The organism is Paenibacillus lupini, assembly GCF_011761355.1.
In the GTDB taxonomy this organism is placed as follows: Bacteria; Bacillota; Bacilli; order Paenibacillales; family Paenibacillaceae; genus Pristimantibacillus; species Pristimantibacillus lupini.
The window spans coordinates 315,181-336,112 of record NZ_JAASRW010000006.1 but is presented as its reverse complement, the minus strand read 5'-3'; the positions used below and the strand labels follow the sequence as shown (position 1 = coordinate 336,112).

The window sequence follows — 20,932 nt, the reverse complement described above, 5'->3', positions numbered from 1 at the left end:
CCTTAACTGTCTGGAAGATGGCGATTGCGTGCTGAAAGTGGGCCAGCTGGAAGAACTTAAGGTCCCTAGAGGACCTTAAGCTACCTGCGGATGGTGAAATCCGGTGAGTTAAGGTCCCAAAGGGGCCTTAAAAGACAGTAAAGTAGCAATTCCGTGCTGAAAGTGGGGGAGCTGGAAGAACTTAAGGTCCCTAGAGGACCTTAAGTTGCCTGCAGATGATGGAATCTGGAAGGTTAAGGTCCCCAAGGGCCTTAACACTCCTCAGTATGGGATCTATGTTCATCACAGCAGGAGGTTGTCCTCATTTGGAGTGACTAGCCGTATAAATTCTAATATTGTACATACTTATATGTCATCGGAGACTGGACGGGAGGGAACGGGACATGAGTGTGGAGCAGCAGGCAAGTATTAATGTAGAGCGATTAAATCGGCATATTGAGGAGCTTGCACAGATTGGACGAATTGGGGAAACTGGCGTGTGCAGGCTGGCTTTATCGAAAGAAGACCGGGCAGGTGTGGAGCGGGTTAAAAGCTGGATGGAAGAAGCGGGGATGAAGGCAAAAATTGATCCTTTTGGCAATTTAATTGGTGTGCTGAAAGGCCGGAATTCGGCCCTGCCCGTGTTAATGCTTGGCTCTCATGTCGACTCGCAGCCATACGGCGGCCGTTATGACGGAGCCATTGGTGTTCTTGGTGCTATTGAAACGGTGCAAACGATGATAGAGAGAGGTTTTACGCCGGAGATGGATATTGAAGTAGTAGCTTTCTGCGATGAGGAAGGCTGCCGCTTCAACAAAGGATTATTTGGCGTTCGTGGTATGACCGGAAAGCTCGAGGAAGGGGAGCTTGACCGGACGGATAAGAACGGTGTAACTCGCCGGGAAGCCTTGCTTGAATTTGGCTGCGACCCGGCAGAGTTTGATGGATATACATTTCAGGAAGGGCGGATCGGTGCTTTTCTTGAGCTTCATATTGAGCAAGGGCCAGTACTGGAGTCACTTGATTCCCCAATTGGCATCGTGACAGGTATTTCAGGACCACTCTGGTGGACGGTTGAGCTTAACGGTTTCGCCGGACATGCGGGCTCGGTACCTATGCCAATGAGAAGGGATGCGCTAGTTGGCGCGGCCAAGGTTATCGTGGCATTGAACGACCTTGCCCGACTGGAAGACGGCGCTTCAACGGTTGGAACTGTCGGCTCGTTATCTGTTTTTCCTGACTCTCGCAACATCATTCCAGAGAAGGTAACGTTTACCGTCGACCTTCGGGATATCGTTCTCTCCCGCCGGAACGAGAGGGAGCAGCAATTACTAGAGACGATTCAGGATATTTGCGATGAGCACAGCCTTCAATATTTGATCCGTGAGGATACAAACAGTGAGCCGCGTTATTGCGCGGAATGGCTGAAGGATATTTTACGGAAAGAGGCGTCCGGCATGGGAATGTCGCTGCCCGAGCTGATGAGTGGTCCTTTCCATGATTCGCTTACAATGTCGTATGTCTGTGACTACAGTATGATTTTTGTCCGGTGCAAGGAAGGGATCAGTCATAACCCCAAAGAGTATTCGTCACCGGAGGATATTGCGCTTGGGACGGAGCTGTTATATAGGGCAGCGCTTCATATAGCGAGCGGAAAGCGGAGGGAAATCGATGAGTAAAGTTACGATCGGGTTAATTCAGGCATCGAACGATATTCATGGCGATGAGCCGGTGGAGGTGCAGAAGAAGGCGGCGATCGAGAAGCATATCCGGCTTATTCGCGAGGCAGCGGGCAAGGGGGCACAGATCATCTCGCTGCAGGAGATTTTCTACGGACCGTATTTCTGCGCAGAGCAAACGACCAAATGGTATGACGCTTCGGAAGAAATTCCGAATGGGCCTACAACAAAGCTGTTCCAGGAGCTTGCCCGCGAGCTGGGTGTCGTCATTATTCTTCCGCTCTATGAGCGGGAAGGGATCGCCAGCTACTATAATACAGCGGCGGTTATTGATGCAGACGGTTCGTATCTCGGCAAATACCGTAAGCATCATATCCCCCATGTGGCGGCGGGCGACAGCGGTTGCGGCTTCTGGGAAAAGTATTATTTTAAACCGGGCAATCTGGGTTATCCAGTATTTGATACGGCCTTCGCGAAGGTTGGCGTCTACATCTGCTATGACCGGCATTTCCCGGAAGGGGCTCGTGCACTTGGGCTGAACGGGGCGGAGATTGTCTTTAATCCGTCGGCCACGGTTGCGGGAACCTCGGAATATTTGTGGAAGCTGGAGCAGCCGGCTCACGCCGTGGCGAACGGGTATTATGTAGCGGCAATCAATCGGGTTGGATATGAGGCGCCATGGAATATGGGAGAGTTTTACGGGCAGTCATATCTGGTTGATCCGCGAGGCGCCATTGCAGCCATGGGCAGCAGAGATCAAGATGAAGTCGTTATTGGCGTGATGGACAAAGAGTTGATCCGCGAGGTGCGGAATATTTGGCAGTTTTATCGAGATCGCAGGCCGGAAACGTACGACAGCATCATAAACCTATAATAAGCGCTATTGGAAAGGGGGATGAACGGATGGCGGCAACATTTATATCTGCAGAATCATTAAGGCGTAATTTTGCCGAAGTGAAGGCCGGGATGAGACCAAAGGAAGCGATTGAGGAATCAAACCGCTGCCTGTATTGCTATGATGCTCCGTGTATTAAAGCTTGTCCAACAGGTATCAACATTCCCTCCTTTATTAAAAAGATCGCCTCCGGCAACATGAAAGGCTCCGCTCGAGCCATTATGGAAGCGAATCCGGTTGGCGCAAGCTGCTCGCGTGTATGCCCAACGGAAGAGCTATGCGAAGGAGCTTGTGTACTCAATCATTCTTCCAAGCCAATCATGATTGGCGATCTGCAGCGGTATGCGACAGACTGGGCAATCAAGAACGAACAGGTACTGTTCACGGCAGGCCGCAGCAACGGGAAAAAGGTTGCCATTATTGGAGGAGGACCAGCTGGCTTGTCAGCTGCTAGGGAGCTCGCACGGTTTGGATTTGCGGTTACGGTATTCGAGGCGAAGGAACAGGCGGGAGGTCTGGACACGTATGGCATCGTCTCCTTCCGGCTGCCGCAGGAAATTTCGCTATGGGAAGTTGAGCAGGTACGGCAGCTTGGCGTAGAGATCCGAACCGGGACGAAGGTTGGGATAGATATCAGTGTCGAGGAAATTTGGCAGCAATACGATGCGGTAGTGCTGGCCATCGGTATGTCGAAGGTGCCGAAGCTTGGCATTGAAGGTGAAGGGCTCTCTGGAGTATATGACGCGATTGATTTTGTAGAGTCAACCAAGACGTCCATTCGGACAGACATTGCTGGGAAAAAGGTTGCTGTTATCGGCGCAGGCAATACTGCGATTGATGCGGCGACTTGCTCCGTGCGGCTTGGCGCAGAGGAAGTAACGATCGTCTATCGCCGTACCTCTGCAGAGATGACTGCTTATGATTTCGAGTATGACTTTGCAAAGCAGGACGGTGTCGTGTTCAAATGGCTGACGGCTCCCAAGCGGATTATTGGAGATGCTGCAGGCAACGTGACGGCGATGGAATGTATCTTAATGCGGCTTGAAGAGAGCGAAGGACGGATTCGGCCGGTACCGGTTGCTGGCTCGGAATTTTTTATGGATATTGATGCTGTTGTTCTTGCTATTGGCCAAACCCGGCATACAAACCTGGTTGAGCAGTTTGGTTTGACGCACAAGCGCGGGATTGTGGCGATTGACCCGGATACGTTCCAGACCTCGGATCCAAGAGTATTCGCGGCGGGTGATGTGATTTTTGGAGACGGGCAAGGGGAAGCGATGGTCGTATCGGCGGCGCAGCAGGGGAAAAAAGCCGCGTATGCGATCTATCAGCAGCTTGTGAAGCAGCAGGAAGAGACAGCTTAAATAATAATAAATCTCATGCTTACGAAGTAAGAATCACCACATATGGCTAAAATCTTAGCCATAGTATGGCAATTCTTTGGAGCTTACGAAGTAAGAATCACCACATATGGCTAAAATCTTAGCCATAGTATGGCAATTCTTTGGAGCTTACGAAGTAAGAATCACCACAAATGGCTAAAAGTTAGCCATTAGTATGGCAATTCTTTTGAGGAGGGGACACATATGGCTGATTTACGCATTAATCTGGCGGGTATCTCGTCGCCGAATCCATTCTGGCTTGCATCGGCGCCGCCGACGAATACTGGCTACCAGGTACAGCGGGCTTTCGAAGCAGGCTGGGGCGGAGCGGTGTGGAAAACGCTGGGGGATCCCATTATTAATACCTCGTCGAGGTTCGCGGCCATTCATTTTAACGGGCAGCGAGTAGCGGGCTTTAACAATATCGAGCTTATTACGGATCGGCCGCTGGAAGTGAACCTGAAAGAAATCTACGAGACGAAGAAACGTTTTCCGAATCATGCGGTTGTCGTGTCCTTGATGGTTGAGCCAAAACGCGAGAAGTGGCATGAGATTGTGAAAAAGGTAGAGGCCGTTGGTGTCGACGGGCTTGAACTGAACTTCGGATGCCCACATGGTATGGCGGAACGTGGCATGGGCTCGGCTTCCGGTCAGCAGCCCGATCTCGTCGAAGCACAGACAATGTGGGCGAAAGAAGCAGCGAAGACCCCAGTCATTGTGAAGCTGACGCCGAACATTACGGATATAACGGCAACAGCAAAAGCCGCTGTCCGAGGCGGCGCAGATGCGATCTCGCTTATTAACACCATCAACTCACTGGCTGGTGTCGATCTCGATACCTGGAACACGATCCCGCATGTTGGCGGAAAAGGTGCACACGGCGGCTATTGCGGTCCGGCGGTGAAACCAATCGCGCTCAACATGGTAGCTGAATGCGCGCGTAACTCGCAGGTGAATGTGCCGATCTCCGGAATTGGAGGCGTCTCCAATTGGCGGGATGCCGTGGAGTTTATGCTTATGGGTGCAACAGGCGTGCAGGTATGCACGGCGGCTATGCATCATGGCTTTAGCATTGTTGAGGATATGATCGATGGACTGAACAATTATTTGGATGATAAGGGCTTGTTATCCGTAACCGAGCTCATTGGCAAGTCTGTAACCCGTTATTCGGATTGGGGAGACCTTGATCTGAACTATCAGGTGGTCGCCCGGATTCATGAGGAGAATTGTATCGTCTGTAACAAATGCCATATTGCCTGCGAAGATACGTCACATCAATGTATTGAACGTCTGACGGATGGTGATGGCCGGGCTTACCTGAAGGTAAGAGAGGAAGACTGCGTTGGCTGCAACCTATGCTCAATTGTATGTCCGGTAGAAGGTGCGATCTCGATGGTAGAGATTCCATCCGGCGAGCTGCCGATGTCCTGGAATCAGCGTCAGAAGGCGATTGCTTCGGTTGACGGTACAGATCAAGCGCCGGGCGGCGCCAAGGAGGCGGTATAAGCGATGGCTGCAAAAATTATTCGTAATGGCACCATAGTTACAGCGGCGGATACGTATCAGGCGGATGTGTTGATCGACAATGGTATCATTCAGCAGATAGGCCTCGGACTCTCAGCTGATGGAGCGGAGATTGTGGATGCAGCAGGGAAATATGTTTTTCCAGGCGGCGTAGATCCACATACCCATCTGGATATGCCGTTCGGCGGCACAGTGACAGCGGATGATTTCGAGACGGGGACTCGCGCCGCGGCATTTGGCGGGACAACAACCGTAATCGATTTCTGTCTGACGGACAAAGGGAAGCCGCTGAGCGAATCGCTTCAGAAGTGGCATGCCAAGGCGGACGGCAAAGCAGTTATCGACTACAGCTTCCATCTGATGATCAGTGAAATTAATGATGCAGTGCTGGCGGAGCTTCCCTCTATCGTGAAGGATGAGGGGATTACTTCGTTTAAGGTGTTTATGGCTTATAAAAATGTGTTCCAAGCGGATGACGGTACGTTGTACCGGACGATGCTATCAGCCAAGGAACTAGGCGCGATGGTCATGGTGCACGCTGAGAACGGAGATGTCATCGAGTTCCTTGTGGAGAAGGCTTTGGCAGAAGGAAACACCGATCCGATCTACCATGCGTTGACCCGTCCATCGGCGATTGAAGGCGAAGCAACGGCACGTGCTGCTGCTCTTGCAGAGCTGACTGGAGCCCGGCTGTATGTTGTACACGTCACCTGCGCAGAAGCGGTGAAGGCGATAAGCGAGGCGAGAACCCGAGGTGTGGATGTATGGGGCGAGACCTGCCCGCAATATTTGATGCTGGATCAGTCGTACCTGGCATTACCGGATTTTGAAGGAGCCAAGTATGTATGGTCACCTCCGCTGCGCGAGAAGAAGCATCAGGATGTGCTCTGGAATGCGCTTATTACCGGCCAGCTGCAGACGTTTGGCTCCGACCAATGCTCCTTCAACTTCAAGGGGCAAAAGGATCTTGGTCTCGGCGATTTCAGCAAAATTCCAAATGGCGGACCGGTCATAGAGGATCGATTCTCGATTCTTTATTCGGAAGGCGTTGCCAAGGGCCGCCTTACCCTCAATCAGTTCGTGGATATCGTCGCGACGCGTAATGCGAAGCTGTTTGGACTATTCCCACGCAAAGGAACAATTGCGGTTGGCAGTGACGCAGATCTTGTTATTTTTGATCCAAATGTGGAAAGAACGATCTCTGCGGAGACGCATCATATGAACGTAGATTACAACCCGTTTGAAGGTATTCAAATTAGCGGAGTTCCGCAAAGCGTGCTGTCACGCGGTGAATTTGTCATTAAGGATCAGACGTATGTTGGGAATGCGGGGACGGGGCAATTTCTGAAGCGGTTGACATATAAGCAGACCAATTCAATTGGTACTGGTGCGAAAGAAACGGTAGAGCAACTGTAGAAAACATCCTATGGAGGTGCACGCTTATGTCCGCTTACCAAGAGTTTATGGAAGAGAAAGAACGTCTGGATGCTTATATCAGCAGGCAGTTCAGGATTCATAGCGTGGTCGAGAACTTAAGCGGAGCTACCATTGAGCTAGTACATCCCGGCGGGGAGAGTGCTGTCCTGCAGCTGCTCTCCGCAGATGCTCGAAAATATATGTCTAATCTTGTGGTAAAGCAGCTCACTTCAGCTGGCTGGAATGACGCTGGATAACGGAGCTACTGAATGGCTCCATGGGTGTATTCGTAAGCATTGAGCGCAAGCTCAATAGCCAGCCTTTTGTCCGCGACAAGGAAGTCTTCGCCAAGCAGCGCAGCTATTTTCTCCAGCCGGTGGTAAAGGGTCTGCCTGACAATAAACAGCTCCCGGGCAGCATCCTGTTTGGAACCGGAAAGGGCTAAGAATACTTTGAGCGTCTTGAGGAGCTGTCCGTTCTTCTCCTGATCGTATCGTGTTAATGGTCCGATGTATTCCTCAATAAGAGCAGGCAGCATACCGGTCTTCTTCAGGCCTGAGATGACCCGGTACGTATGCAAATCGTTGAAAAAAGGCGAGCTTAAGGGGCCAATATCCGTCTGAATGGCGACTGTTTCTTGTGCAGATTCGTAGCCCTCCGGTGCGCGGGAGAGGTCGGTCAAATATTTGCCGATGCCAAGTGTGCCGGAGAAAAGGGCGGTATCCGGATTATGCTCCGTTCTTCGCAAGCGTTCGACAGCCCGGAGCAGCCGCTCTTTCCACTTGAACTGTTTCATCTGGTCAATCAGAACAAAGACGATATGGTCATGCAGGGCGGCGGGAAGCAGGAGATAGCCTTCGCCTTCGAAGATGGCGCGGGCAACCATATTTTTCTGCATAAGCAGCTCTTCGCCTTCTTTCCATTCTGCCAGCTTGACGTTTAATCGGAACACGCAGACGGTAAGGCCATACAGCTTGGCAGCCGGCTTAATGGAGCTGATATACTCCCGCACCTCTTTGTCCGCATGCTTGCCGCTCAGCCAATCCGTTACCCACATTTCGTCCTTGTAGCGCCGTCTCTCTTCCATATACTTGGTGCGCATCATCTCTTGGGCGATGGCAGTTGCACAGCGGTCGAGAGCTAGAATTTGAAATTCACTCAGTTCCTGCTCAGACTGCAGCAGCAGATCGGCAAACAGGTGATCAAGGGCAAGAATGGGACGATGGGCGAGACCACGTTTTAGGACAGGTGTAGCGAACATTTCGCCGTAAATCCACTGCTCGTAGAAAGCATCTGCTTTGGCACGTGGCATATGAGGCATAAACTCTGCTTCTGCGTTAAGAGGAAAGAAGGCGACTTGGGCGCCGGTCGTGTGGTGGAGAAGCTTCAGCAGCGGCATAATGCCTTTTCCTGAGAGCAGGAGCTGGTTCAGCTTGGTTGAAAGTGCCTCTAGTTCATAGACCATACGGTGATGCTGATGAATGAAGTAAGCGTGCAGATCTTGGGTAATATCGATATAACGAACCTCCTCGTGGAAAAAAAGGAGAGGAAAGTTCTCGCGTTTAGCCAGCTCGATCATGGTGTCGGATGGCTTTTTGGTGTAGGTGCCAAGCTCGATGCAGAGACCGGATGCTCCGGAGTCAATGAGCTGCTGCAGGAAGGATAGACTAAGCTCTTCGTCATCATGCCAGCCTATGCCGGTGGATAAGATCAGCTCATTGCCGCTTAGAAGCTTGCCAACCTGGGTAACTTCCATGATGTGGACCCAGCGAACGGTTCGATTCAGCGCTTCTTCACTGGCGATTGTTTCAGCCTTCTGAAACAGCGGGCGCTGCAGGATGTCTCTAACGGTTAGCTGCATCAATGTTTCAACCATGGACATTCACCGCCCTAGCGTGGAATAGTGGGGGAATCTAGTTTTCCTTCATTATACAAGAGGATAGATTTCATAGGCAATGTTCGTGCGGCGTAGAGAGGGATAGGAGAAAGGGAGGGAGCGTATATGGAGATAGGCGTTCCAAAAGAGAGAAAAGGATCGGAGCATCGAGTAGCCTTAACACCCGGTGGTGTACATGAGCTTGTCAGGCATGGGCATAGCGTTTTTGTGGAGACCGGAGCCGGGGCTGCTTCCGGATTACTGGATGAAGAGTACCGGGCAGCAGGTGCGGTTCTTGTCCCAGATGCAGAGGGAGCTTGGTCAAGGGATCTTGTTGTAAAAGTAAAGGAGCCGCTCAAGGAAGAGTATATGTATTTCCGTGAAGGGCTGGTGCTCTTCACTTATCTGCATCTTGCTGCGGAGCTGGAGTTGACAGAAGCGTTGGCACGGCAAAAGGTAACGGCGATTGCCTACGAAACGGTACAATTGGCAAATGGTCAACTGCCGCTGCTTACCCCAATGAGCGATATTGCCGGCAGGATGGCGGCACAGGTTGGCGCACAGTTTCTGGAGAAAGCACATGGTGGACGGGGGATTCTGCTTGGTGGTGTGCCCGGTGTGAAAAAAGGACGCGTGACCATTATCGGAGGTGGCGTGGTTGGCACGGGTGCAGCCCAAATTGCGTTGGGACTTGGAGCCGACGTGTCTATTATTGACCGAGATGCCGACAGGCTGCGGGCGCTTGAAGATCGGTTCGGCGGACGGGTGCAGACTCTAGCTTCTAATTCTAGGCAAATCGCGGAAGCCGTAGCAGAGTCGGATTTGGTCATTGGAGCAGTACTTATTCCCGGCGCCCGAGCTCCAAAGCTCGTAACGGAAGATATGGTCCGCTCGATGCCAGCCGGCTCAGTTATTGTAGATGTCGCGATTGATCAGGGCGGCAGTGTTGAGACGATTGATCGAATCACGACGCATGCTGAGCCGGTATTCGAAAAGTTTGGCGTCCTGCATTATGCTGTGGCCAACATGCCAGGTGCCGTGCCGTATACAGCCACAGCGGCATTAACCAACGCGACGCTGCCTTATGCACTTGCGCTCGCCGACCGTGGCGTCCGCGAGACGCTCGCTGCCAGCGAGCCGATCCGCCGAGGTGTCAACGCGATGGCTGGCTTCATCACCCATGAAGCCGTCGCCGCTGCACATCAAATGGACTACACCAACGTGCGCGAAGTGTTGAATTCATCGATTGCTTGAAATAAGCCCCGCAAGGCTGGTTGCAGCCTTGCGGGGCTTATTTATTTTGTTGTGAATGGTGAGCGCACGTCGGTGTAAGCTCCAAAAGCGTCTAACAGATGGATTATCGCGAGAGTAACTTTGTTTATAAGATGCGAAAGCATCTAATCAGCGGGATAAGAGGGGGAGAACTAGCTAGTTAGGGTCGTTGTAAGCTCCAAAGGCGTTTAACAGTTGGTTATTGCCCGAGTAACTTGATTGTAAACGCCAAAGGAATCTAACAGCGGGATAAGAGGGGGAGAATTAGCTAGTTAGGGTCGCTGTAAGCTCCAAAGGCGTCTAACAGTTGGGTTACCGCCGGAGTAACTTAGATTGTAAACGCCAAAGGAATCTAACAGCGGGATAAGAGGGGAAGAATTAGCTAGTCAGGGTCGCTGTAAGCTTCAAAGGCGTCTAACAGTTGGGTTATCGCCCGAGTAACATAGAGTGTAAGATGCGAAGGCGTCTAACAGCTGAGTGAAAGGCCGAAAACAGCCTTACAGGGCCGTTGAAGCTGCGAATCTAAGTGTGAAAGGCTGAAAACAGCCTAACAGCTGATTCAAACCATCCTAGCTTGAGCAGATTGGCAACTAAAAGGCCGAAAACAGCCTTACAGCACTGTTAAAGCCACGAAACCAAGTGTGAAAGGCTGAAAACAGCCTAACAGCTGGTCCAAACTGTCCTAACTTGAGCAGTCTAGCAACTGTGAAGGACTGAGCTCCCTGCCAAGGGGGCTTTTTTTCATCTTCTTTCACTAATCTCAACAATCTCTTAATCTATGATTTACGTTCTATAAACAATAGAACTCTATAATTACTAGGTATGACTTGTCATTTGTTAGATAGAGAGAACGAAACCAGAGAATAGGGAGAAGGGAGACATAAGTGAAAATTCGCGTACAAGCAGGGGCAATGCTGGCTGCCATTTGGGTGTTTTTCACCATACTTGGTGGGACGGCTGAAGCACATTTTAGTTCAACGGGGTTCTCGGATATTACCGTTAAGGACAAAAGCCTGGAATATAACGTGTTCCTGTTGGAGAAGGAGCTTATCGAAGCGCTACCTGCGATTGATCAGGACGGGGACGGTAAAATTTCGGAAAGTGAGTTTGCAGGCAGTCATGAGATTCTGACCGCGCTAGTTCATGACCGACTCATCGTCACGGGCAACAGCAAGGTTGGCACTGGAACAGTACTCGTAGCGAAAAAGACGGAAAAAGCAAAAATGCCGATGATCGAGATCGACATCAACTATGATTTCGGAGAACCAGTCGACCGGTACATGGTTCAATATAATTTTTATGACGGTACGAACCCCGATCACCGCAGCTATGCCACCATCCGAATGGGGCAGCAGTCAATCGTGCAAGTCATCAACAGCTCGAACAATATCCTTCAGATGGAGGGCTATCATGGTGCGGACGTCGGTACAACGGATACAGCAGCAGCTGGCGATTCGGAACAGAAGCCTATTACAACTTCATCTTCTTGGACAAGCGTACTGAAAGAGTACACCACAATGGGCATGGAGCATATCTGGTCAGGTGCTGACCATTTGCTGTTCTTATGTGGTCTTATCCTTGCAGCAGGTGCAAGTGGCTGGACGATGCTGAAGCTGATCTCAGCTTTTACGATCGGACACAGCATTACACTCGTATTATCTGCGCTAGACCTGGCGTCGTTATCACCGCTTATTGTAGAGCCTCTTATTGCATTAAGCATCGTATTCGTAGCCTTTGAGAATATTTTACGCAAAAAAGATGGCGCGAATACCGAGAAAAAGCGACTAGCTGTCACTGTTCTGTTCGGCATGGTGCATGGATTCGGTTTTGCTGAAATCCTGCATGGGACGATGTCGGGCAATATTGCTCTGCCGCTCTTCTCCTTCAATCTCGGAGTAGAGATTGGACAGCTTGCGGTTCTGGCAATTGTCATCCCGGTTCTCTGGCTGATCCGAAAGGTGATGACCGGCAACCGCCAAACATGGTGGGCATACGGAACCTCATCCCTAGTGGGCTTGATGGGACTTTATTGGCTCATCGAACGTCTTATTTCAGATTTTAAAATGTAATCCGGCTTTATATTCAATCAGAAGGAAGTGTTTCCTATTATGTTAAGCAAGAGATACAAGAAATGGATCTCTAGCGTTCTATTAGCCAGCTTGCTGATGAGCATGCTGTCATCGATTGGTGTCGCTGCTGCGGCAGAAGAGAATACCGTACCGGAGCTGTTTGTCTCTGAAATACATCCTAATGTAAAAGATGCGGATGACTATGAGTTTTTTGAAGTGTACAACAACTCGAATAAAACGATTCAATTGAACGAGTACACGTTTCTGTACAGGTATCCGAATCCAGTAGCTTCCCCGGATTTAACTTTAACTTTTGCAGATAAAACTCTTGATCCAGAGCAGGTCATGGTGTTCTGGTACAATAATTCAAACAAAACTCCTGAAGAATTTAATGCCAACTATGGTGTAGGCTTAACGGATGACCAAATCGTCCAGTTTGCAGGCACAAAGTTTGGCGGATTCTCTAACTCGGCTGATCGTACGGTTGTCATTAAGAACAGCCAAGGCTTTGAAATCTCAAAATCTGGCTATACGGCGTCAACGGAAATTGGGGAAGGTCTCGGCGTCCACTACATGCTGCCAGCATCAGGTGGTGCACAAACCGATAAATTAGCGATTAAATCTGCTCCGACTCCTGGAACATTGGCCGAAGGACAAATCCCTACTGTTCACTATCAATTCCCGGAAGGTCCGGTTAATCAGGCTCCTGTTATCAACCATACACCGGTAACAGAGGGCGATAGTGAACAAGATCTGACCATTTCCGCGGAAATCACCGATGCGGACGATACGGCAACGGCGTCTGTTTATTTTAAAAATCCGTCGGATGCTGCATTTACATCTGTACCGATGACCAATACGGAGGGCTCGACCTTCAATGTTGTTATTCCAAAAGCTTCTCTTACCACAACCGAGCTGCAGTATTATATTGAAGCAGCGGATGCCATAAATCATGTTAAGTCGTCCACCTATACAGTGGCTATTGAACAACATAATTTTGATTTTACAAAAGTGCCCGGACTTCTCGTTACGGAGATTGTACCAGATTCAACAAACATAAACGTGAGTGGAAAAGACTGGGATGCCTATGAATTTGTAGAGTTGTATAACAATACGACTTCTCCAATTTCACTTAGTGATTACAAGCTTCTCTATCGTTATACGGATTCAACAAAACCAGACGGAGTATGGGAGCTGCCAAGCTCGGCGGTTATTCCTCCTCTTAGCAATGTTGTATTCTGGGTAATGAATGGTGCTAATAAAGATCTGAAAGCAGAAGATTTTAACGCCAACTATCAAACGTCCCTTGTAGAAAATACAAACCTGTTCCGCATTGATGGTGGCGACGGGATGGCGAACGGCGGCCAGCGCAAGATCGTCATCGCATCGAAGACGGGCAAGGAAATTGCCGAAGCGTTCTACGAGACCGACGCTCAGACCGTTGTGAACAAGGGGATTTTCTATCAATATCCGGTAGATGGCACCAACAAGATGAAGCTGTCTAACGCAGGTGTCAATGCAGCAACTCCTGGTACTGTCGAAATAGCTCTATTTCCGCAGCAGCCGGCTCCAGCCTTTAATGAACTGCCTGTCATCACGCATACGCCTCCTGCATCCGGCAGCATTGATAACGATCTGACCGTGCAAGCAACGATTACGGATCCGGACAGCGGAACGGTTACAGCATCCTTATTCTACAAAATTGGCGATGCGGCGGACTACACTTCCGTTCCAATGACAGCCGGAGACAACGATGTGTTCACGGCTATCATTCCGAGGGTAGCTTTCACCGATTCAGAGGTGCAGTATTACATTCAAGCTAATGATGGAACCGATACGGTAAAATCAAACAATTTCACCGTAACAATCGAGCTTGGCAATGTTGACTTTAATAAGCTTCCGCCACTGATGGTAACGGAAATTGTTCCGGATTCCACAAACGTAGGCTCTGCGGATGGCTATGAGTTTGTCGAGATCTACAACAATACAGATAAAAGCATTAACTTCAAAGACTACAAAATTCAATACCGATATACGGCCTCGGGACCGGATGCTGATGTCATTTGGCCATCAACTCCAGAGGAAGTATTGATTCCTTCGAAAAAAACGTTGGTGTTCTGGATTATTAACAGCCAGAATAAGCAACAAACTGTCGCTGACTTCAACGCTCTCTACGGCACCAATCTGGTAGAGGGCACCGATATCGTCAAGATCTACAGCGACGGTATGGCAAACGGCGGAGGTCGCGGGATTGTTATCGCAACCAATACAAAGACAGAGATCTCGGCCGGTTATTACGACACGGACGCAGAGACTGTTGCGAACAAAGGTATTTTCTATAAATATGCGCCCGCTGGCAGCACGCAGATGATCAAATACAGCGCCGGCACAGAAGCAGCTACCCCGGGTTCTGTAGCACCGGTTCAAGTACCGCAAATTACGGTTAAGATACCAGTGGATTCAGCGGCTCCTACTTATAAGGATTTAACGAATACACCTGAAATCGATAAAGCTCAAAACCTCTCGATTACAGCGGAAGCGCATGACGAGAATAATGTGAAATCGGTAGCTCTGTATTATAAAAGCAACCTTGATGAGCAATATACGAAGCGCTACTTGACAGAAAGCTTTGACGATACGCTGTATCACTACACGATCTACTCCCCAGAGCTGATCGGCCGTGATTACATAGAGTATTATTACGTCATCTCCGACGGCCAGAATGAAGTAACATCAGATAAGTACCGCACTCAGGTGAAGGGGAATACGGATCATTCGCCGCTGCGCCTGAATGTGAAGGACGGGGACTTCCTTGCGGGAGTTAAGGTAGTAAAAGCGACTGCAGAGAGTGCACCTGCTTCTGAGCTTCATCTGTCCATTGATCAAACAGAAGCGACAGATGGAACTTACGCTGCAGTTGAGCAGGATGCGTATTTCGCTTATGAAGCGAATGGCGTCAATTATTACTTTAAGAACGGCGTTACGATGGGCGACGAAATCCTCTCGATCTTCTTGGATCCAATCAACAGCTATACGACATTGACTGTACCAATTGCATCGGAACGTCTAAAAGGCGGAAGCAATATTATCTCCATCCGAGCGGGTACAAAGGCTTCGCCATTTGATGACCGTGCGGAAGAGAATAAAGATGATTTCACTGTCCGTAATGTAAGACTGGTATTTGCAGACGGAACAGAAATTTTCGACGAGCGTTACAAAAACCGCGATACGGTTATCCCTATGGGTGACAGTGCCGGTAAAAATCCAGTTGTAGACTTCAACTTCAATATTTCGGATGAGCTGCTTGCATCCAAGGCTTATGCTCTTGATACGACTAAGCTGTCGGATGGTGAACACACCGTTAAAGTCAGTCATTCAGTGGCTGGTGAGAAAACAGCTATTGTGAAAGTGGATAATACGGCACCGGTAATTACATCTTCCCTAGATGAAGGTAAAGAATACCGTGGTCCATTCACAATTGATGCGACTGTACAGGATGCTTTATCCGGCTTGGACAACGTAAAGGGTTGGTTGGATGAAACGCCAATTACGCTCCCTTACGCAACATCCTCCAAGGATTTGACGGGTGGAGAGCATGTATTCAAAATCCAGGCAGTAGATAAAGTTGGCAATGTGGCGGAGAAGGAAGTTAAGTTCTCTGTACCGGACGAGAATCCGCTCAAGCCGGAGCTCGTGTCTCCTGCTGACGTAGGAACTGGAGTAGACCGGAACCCGGTATTGTCTGTAAAAGTAAAAGATCCTACAAATGACAAAATGGATGTTTCCTTCTTCCGTGGTTTCAAATATGACGGAGCAAATAAGGAAGGTCTTTTGGGCTTCCGCAACGCTGCGGATGTTGAGCCTCCGAAGGAAGTAGCTCCTGCCGGGGAGAAAGCAATGACGGCAGAGGACTATGGCAAGATCAGTGCAGTTGACGGTGAGTATCTGACCGATGATTCCACAGAGCAATTCCCTTATCAACGGTTCCAGGTACAGCTTGATCCTTCGGTGAAGGCTACAGACCAGATCGAGCTAAGCTGGAAAGGCAACTCGCTTGAAGGCCGTAAAGTAAGCATGTACGTATGGAGTCCTTCCGAGAAGAAATGGATTAGCGTGGACAGCACCGTTGCAGGCGCGGAAGATTTTACTCTTGGTGCTTGGGTAACGGCAGGGGAATATGCGGACAATCAAACGCTGCAAGTCATGGTGCAGGACGAGCTGCCTGCTGCTCAAGCGGACCAAGAGGACCAAGAGGGTCAAGAGAACTATGACTTCTCATTCGCTTGGATGTCCGATACGCAATATTATTCGGAAAGTTATCCGAACATCTATGAAAACATTGTAGATTGGATTGCCGCTAACAAAGAGAAAGATAAAATTAAGTATGTTATCCATACTGGCGATATCGTCGACGAAGCGGATAAAGAAATTCAATGGCAGCGCGCTGACAAAGACATGAAGGTGCTGGAAGACGCAAACATTCCTTATGGCGTGCTTGCCGGTAACCATGACGTTGACCATCAGCTTGGCGCTTACGATTACTATTGGAATTACTTCGGGGCAGATCGTTTCGAGGATCAGCCGACTTACGGCGGTTCCCTCGATAACAACCGTGGTCACTATGATCTTATTTCCTCGAACGGCAATGACTTTATCATGGTCTACATGGGTTGGGGTGTCCGCGACTCGGATATCGACTGGATGAATGAAGTGCTGGCGAAATATCCGAACCGCAAGGCGATTCTGAACTTCCATGAATTCCTGCTTGTATCCGGCAACCGGGCTCCGATTGCGGATAAGATTTTTGAAGAAGTTGTGCAAAAAAACAAAAACGTATTTGCGGTATTGTCCGGCCATTATCATGATTCGAAGCTGCTTGTCAGTGAAATTGATGATAACGGTGACGGTGTAAATGACCGTAAAGTCTATCAAATGCTGTCCGACTATCAAGGCGGCCCAGAAGGCGGACAAGGTTATATCAAGCTGCTTCAGTTCGATATCGCCAACGACAAAATGTATGTAAAAACATATTCGCCTTATATGGACGACTATAATTTCTACGATCCAAGCGATACGACAAAACAAGAAGAATTCGCAATTGATATTGACCTTTCGCCACAAGTGAAGCGCGTAGCGACCGACTATATGGGCGTGAACGTCTATTCGGATCAGCCGATCGGAAAGGTAGAGCAAGTAGCAAGCGGTGAACAGGCTTCCACTTCGTGGAGTGGTCTTAACGCGAATACCAAGTACCAATGGTATGCAGCAGCAGAAGATGCCTATACAGGTAAAGCTCTGTCGGACATCTGGAGCTTTACGACGGGCACCGCAGCAACTGATCAATCGGCTCCAACATGGACAAACGGGAGGAGCTTGTCTGTATCAGATGTCAGCAAAACATCACTGAAGCTGACCTGGACAGGAGCAGCTGATGATGTAGGTGTAACACAATACAAGGTGTATAAAAACAATGTCGAGCTTGCAACGGTAGCTGGTACTTCCTACGAGGTAACCGGACTGACGGCGGATACTTCTTACACCTTCAAAGTGGAAGCGGGAGATGCATCCGGTAAATGGAGTACGGATGGCCCATCGGCGACTGGCAAAACAACATCCGATACCGGTACTAATCCTCCGGTAGAGACGCCAGGCGGCGGCTCCGGCAACAACGGACAGACTCCGGTGAAAACAGCTAATGGAGTCAGCGTTCAAGGTACAACGTCCGGTTCAACATTAACTGCACCGGACAAGCTGCTGAATCAAGCAATTGCTATGATTGCGGGACAAAGCGGTCAAACGATTGAGATTAAGACAGATTCTACGCAAGCCGTAAGTGCAGAACTGCCGGCACGAGTGCTGCTTGATGCACTGAAGCAAGCTCCGAATCTGACGATTTCAGTTAAGATCGGTGACGCAAGTTATAATCTGCCGATCAGTGCGCTTAGCCTGCCATCGACCATCGGAACAGATGCTTCACTGATTATCACCATTAATCCAGTAGACAGCACTCTGTCGACAACGATGAAGGATAAAGCGACTAAGGCTGGCGTCAAGCTGATTGGTACTCCAGTTGAGTTCGGTGTATTCCTTCAATCGAACGGCAATAAGCAAGAAATTCATGATTTTGGCACAACGTATGTTTCCCGTACAATCGACATCAATCAGTCCTTGGATGCTTCGCAGTCCATAGCTCTGATGTACAACGAGGCGACCGGCGAATTTACATTCGTTCCGGCAACCTTCAAGACGGAAAATGGACATACGATTGTGACCATCAAGCGTACTGGCAACAGTGTTTATGCAGTAGCTCAATTGAGCAAGACATTCAGCGATCTGAATAACCATTGGGCGAAAACAGACGTTGAGCTGATGGCATCTAAGCTTATTGTCAAAGGCATTAGCAATGATAAGTTTGCTCCTAACGCTGTTGTAACCCGCGCAGAATTTGCTGCTATGGTTGTGCGTGCACTTGGTATCTCCGAAGATCAAGCTGCAGCTTCCTTCAAGGATGTAAGCAGCAAAGATTGGTTCGCTGGTGCGGTAGGCGCAGCGGTGAAAGCAGGCATTGTAAAAGGTTATGAAGGCAACAGCTTCAAGCCAAATGCTTCAATCACTCGCGAAGAAATGGCTGTCATGATCTCACGTGCCCTTACCTTTACAGGTAAGCAGCCAGCTGGCAGCGGTACAGAACTGTTGAACGCTTTTAAAGACAAAGCATCTATCGAAGATTGGGCGAAGATAGCGGTAGCCCAGGCCGTTGATGCTAAAATCATCGAAGGCACAACAGGCGGAAACTTCGCTCCAGACAGCAAAGCTACTCGTGCGGAAGCAGCCGTAATGCTGAAACGATTACTGGAATTCGTAGATTTTATTTAACGTCATTAGGAAATGTCTCTTCGCTTCGGTGAAGAGGCATTTCTGTTTTATTGGGCGAAAAATATGATATACTTTCCTAACCTAACGATTTCGGAAAGAAGGCCATTTTCGTGAATAATTCGATTCAAATTAAGGCATTAAAGTACGGAAATATCTTACATTATGAATGGAATACGGAACTGCTGGAGGAAGGGGACGGCTATGTGTTTGTCCTTGGCCAGTACGGCAGGAAGCTTCAGCATCATACGAAGAAAGCTGTGTTTACGGTGAACAACTGGTCGATCGAATTTTTCTCGAGCATGCATTGGTTTACGGTTAGTGCAGCCATTGTTGACGGCCAGATTCACGAGTATTATTGCAACATCAATCAGCCTGCGGTGATGAGCGGGAACGAGGTTTCTTTTGTAGATCTGGATTTGGATCTCGTTCAGCGCGGCGGCAAATGGATGGTTATAGATGAAGATGAATTTATCGAAAATGCGGAAAAGTTCGGGTACCCGGAGCCGCTGATGAAGCAGGTAAGGGATGAGCTAGCCGGGCTTCAGGCACGTGTGACAGAACGGCAGTTTCCTTTTGACGGGACTATTGAACGGCTGATGGCCAGAATTCCGAATCAAGAGCTGGAAACAATAAATCCGACTAGATAAGAAGGAATTCGGCGCAGCATGTAGAAGTATACAAGAAATCATTCCACTACTACTATAGACGCAAGGATGAAAAACGAGATGCTCAAAGATAAAATTTTAAATAGACAGGCGGGAATTATCACTTATGGTATGACCCCGCCTAAGTCGAGCCATACCCCTGAGAAGCTGGCAGAAATATCGGAAAAGCAATATGATCGTTTGAAGGATCTGGATATTGACGGATTAATCTTGTATGACGTGCAGGATGAAGCAGACCGGACGGATGAAGAAAGACCATTTCCATACTTGCAAGCGATGGACCCAACCGTCTATAGCAAGAATTATTTGAACTATTGGAAGGTCCCTAAGATTATTTACCGAGTTGTTGGCAATAACACGGAAGATAACTTTACGAATTGGCTGAAGCAGGATTTGGAAGAGGATCGGTTCTCGGTCTTTGTTGGTACTTCCTCCAGCAATCAACAGACGACGATGAAGCTGCCGGAAGCGTATGAGCTTAGCAGCAAGCTGAACGATCGGCTGATGCTGGGCGGCGTTGTTATTCCAGAGCGGCATATGAAGAAGAACGATGAGCATCTCCGGATCAAGGATAAGGTGGACGGAGGCTGTAAGTTCTTCATTTCGCAGGCAACGTTTAACGTAGAAGCATCGAAGAACATGCTCTCGGATTACTATTATTATTGTAAAGAGCAGGGCATTGATACCGTGCCAATCTTGTTCAACCTGGCACCATGCGGCTCGCAAAAAACGCTCGAGTTCATGAAATGGCTTGGCATCAGTATTCCGAAATGGCTGGAGAACGACCTGCTTAAGTCGACCGATATTTTGGACAAGTCCGTATCTCTTGCACTGAAAATCTTCGAAGAGCTGTTCGAGTTTGGTATCGAAAAAGGCATTCCAATTGGCTGCAGTATCGAAAGCGTCTCGACACGTAAGGTAGAAATTGAAGCTTCCGTGCAGCTTGTAAAAGATATTAAAAGCGTGATCGACCGTAAGCTTGGCATTCATGCTTAAGTTAAAAATGTAAAGCCGCTGTTTACACTAGAGCTGTTAGAAGCCTGGTGTGAACTGCGGCTTTTTCTTCCTTCAAAGCTTCTCCCCGTCTAAAACATACCTCCCTCTAACCTGTTATCTAGTAAAGAATATCCCATTTAATAGGCTGATTATATAGATGGAATGTTTAAACACCAAGATTATATCTATCAGAATAGGCTTGTTTTCAAGGCAAAAACATATAAATCTGATGCTGCTGGTAATAATCAATTATTAATTTCAAAGAGATTACCAATTAATAATTACATGAAATATATAATACAA

12 protein-coding genes are annotated in these 20,932 nt (G+C 48.8%); 11 read left to right on the top strand and 1 reads right to left on the bottom strand.

Translation table 11 applies throughout. The features are described from left to right. Positions 1 to 383 precede the first annotated feature (383 nt). From FHS17_RS20680 to FHS17_RS20655, 6 genes are all read left to right on the top strand, one after another. Entirely contained in the window at positions 384 to 1,658 is a 1,275-nt protein-coding gene (locus FHS17_RS20680; protein ID WP_167280338.1) for a M20 family metallo-hydrolase, read from the top strand. Then, positions 1,651 to 2,532: a nitrilase-related carbon-nitrogen hydrolase gene (locus tag FHS17_RS20675; RefSeq protein ID WP_167280337.1), complete on the top strand. Its 882-nt coding sequence runs from the start codon at positions 1,651 to 1,653 to the stop codon at positions 2,530 to 2,532. The genes FHS17_RS20680 and FHS17_RS20675 overlap by 8 nt, the downstream gene beginning before the upstream one ends. A 29-nt stretch (positions 2,533 to 2,561) precedes the next feature. Then, positions 2,562 to 3,917, top strand: a complete 1,356-nt coding sequence (locus tag FHS17_RS20670; RefSeq protein WP_167280336.1) for an NAD(P)-dependent oxidoreductase — start codon at positions 2,562 to 2,564, stop codon at positions 3,915 to 3,917. A gap of 222 nt (positions 3,918 to 4,139) precedes the next feature. After that, the gene (preA, locus tag FHS17_RS20665) at positions 4,140 to 5,441 is read left to right on the top strand and encodes an NAD-dependent dihydropyrimidine dehydrogenase subunit PreA (RefSeq protein ID WP_167280335.1); all 1,302 of its coding nucleotides are present in this window, start codon (positions 4,140 to 4,142) and stop codon (positions 5,439 to 5,441) included. Positions 5,442 to 5,444: 3 nt separating this feature from the next. After that, positions 5,445 to 6,875, top strand: coding sequence for a dihydropyrimidinase (gene hydA / locus FHS17_RS20660; RefSeq protein WP_167280334.1), 1,431 nt, complete (start codon positions 5,445 to 5,447; stop codon positions 6,873 to 6,875). Positions 6,876 to 6,901: 26 nt separating this feature from the next. After that, positions 6,902 to 7,132, top strand: a complete 231-nt coding sequence (locus FHS17_RS20655; protein WP_167280333.1) for a hypothetical protein — start codon at positions 6,902 to 6,904, stop codon at positions 7,130 to 7,132. A gap of 5 nt (positions 7,133 to 7,137) precedes the next feature. Here FHS17_RS20655 and FHS17_RS20650 read toward each other — a convergent pair whose 3' ends face one another. Beyond that, positions 7,138 to 8,751 carry a PucR family transcriptional regulator gene (locus tag FHS17_RS20650; RefSeq protein WP_167280332.1) on the bottom strand — a complete coding sequence of 538 codons (1,614 nt, stop codon included), beginning with the start codon at positions 8,749 to 8,751 and terminating at the stop codon, positions 7,138 to 7,140. Positions 8,752 to 8,877: 126 nt separating this feature from the next. On the opposite strand from FHS17_RS20650, the gene ald reads away from it, so the two are divergent. The 5 genes from ald (at position 8,878) to FHS17_RS20625 (ending at position 20,629) form a co-directional block, all read left to right on the top strand. After that, entirely contained in the window at positions 8,878 to 10,005 is a 1,128-nt protein-coding gene (ald, locus tag FHS17_RS20645; protein WP_167280331.1) for an alanine dehydrogenase, read from the top strand. Between the two features lie 902 nt (positions 10,006 to 10,907). Further along, positions 10,908 to 12,092 (top strand): HupE/UreJ family protein, encoded by a 1,185-nt coding sequence (locus tag FHS17_RS31145; RefSeq protein ID WP_167280330.1) that lies wholly within the window; start codon positions 10,908 to 10,910, stop codon positions 12,090 to 12,092. 39 nt (positions 12,093 to 12,131) lie between these two features. Then, positions 12,132 to 18,968: an S-layer homology domain-containing protein gene (locus tag FHS17_RS20635; RefSeq protein ID WP_167280329.1), complete on the top strand. Its 6,837-nt coding sequence runs from the start codon at positions 12,132 to 12,134 to the stop codon at positions 18,966 to 18,968. Positions 18,969 to 19,078: 110 nt separating this feature from the next. Further along, positions 19,079 to 19,615, top strand: a complete 537-nt coding sequence (locus FHS17_RS30665) for a DUF402 domain-containing protein (RefSeq protein WP_167280328.1) — start codon at positions 19,079 to 19,081, stop codon at positions 19,613 to 19,615. Between the two features lie 78 nt (positions 19,616 to 19,693). After that, on the top strand, positions 19,694 to 20,629 hold the full coding sequence (locus FHS17_RS20625; protein ID WP_167280327.1) for a methylenetetrahydrofolate reductase: 936 nt from the start codon (positions 19,694 to 19,696) through the stop codon (positions 20,627 to 20,629). Positions 20,630 to 20,932 lie beyond the last annotated feature (303 nt).

What these genes read in the sequence shown, in the direction of transcription:
- FHS17_RS20655 (WP_167280333.1), top strand. Translation starts at nt 6,902, where the DNA reads ATGTCCGCTTACCAAGAGTTTATGGAAGAGAAAGAACGTCTGGATGCT.
- FHS17_RS20675 (WP_167280337.1), top strand. Translation starts at nt 1,651, where the DNA reads ATGAGTAAAGTTACGATCGGGTTAATTCAGGCATCGAACGATATTCAT.
- FHS17_RS20650 (WP_167280332.1), bottom strand. Translation starts at nt 8,751, where the DNA reads ATGGTTGAAACATTGATGCAGCTAACCGTTAGAGACATCCTGCAGCGC.
- FHS17_RS20625 (WP_167280327.1), top strand. Translation starts at nt 19,694, where the DNA reads ATGCTCAAAGATAAAATTTTAAATAGACAGGCGGGAATTATCACTTAT.
- FHS17_RS20680 (WP_167280338.1), top strand. Translation starts at nt 384, where the DNA reads ATGAGTGTGGAGCAGCAGGCAAGTATTAATGTAGAGCGATTAAATCGG.
- ald (WP_167280331.1), top strand. Translation starts at nt 8,878, where the DNA reads ATGGAGATAGGCGTTCCAAAAGAGAGAAAAGGATCGGAGCATCGAGTA.
- FHS17_RS20635 (WP_167280329.1), top strand. Translation starts at nt 12,132, where the DNA reads ATGTTAAGCAAGAGATACAAGAAATGGATCTCTAGCGTTCTATTAGCC.
- FHS17_RS20670 (WP_167280336.1), top strand. Translation starts at nt 2,562, where the DNA reads ATGGCGGCAACATTTATATCTGCAGAATCATTAAGGCGTAATTTTGCC.
- hydA (WP_167280334.1), top strand. Translation starts at nt 5,445, where the DNA reads ATGGCTGCAAAAATTATTCGTAATGGCACCATAGTTACAGCGGCGGAT.
- preA (WP_167280335.1), top strand. Translation starts at nt 4,140, where the DNA reads ATGGCTGATTTACGCATTAATCTGGCGGGTATCTCGTCGCCGAATCCA.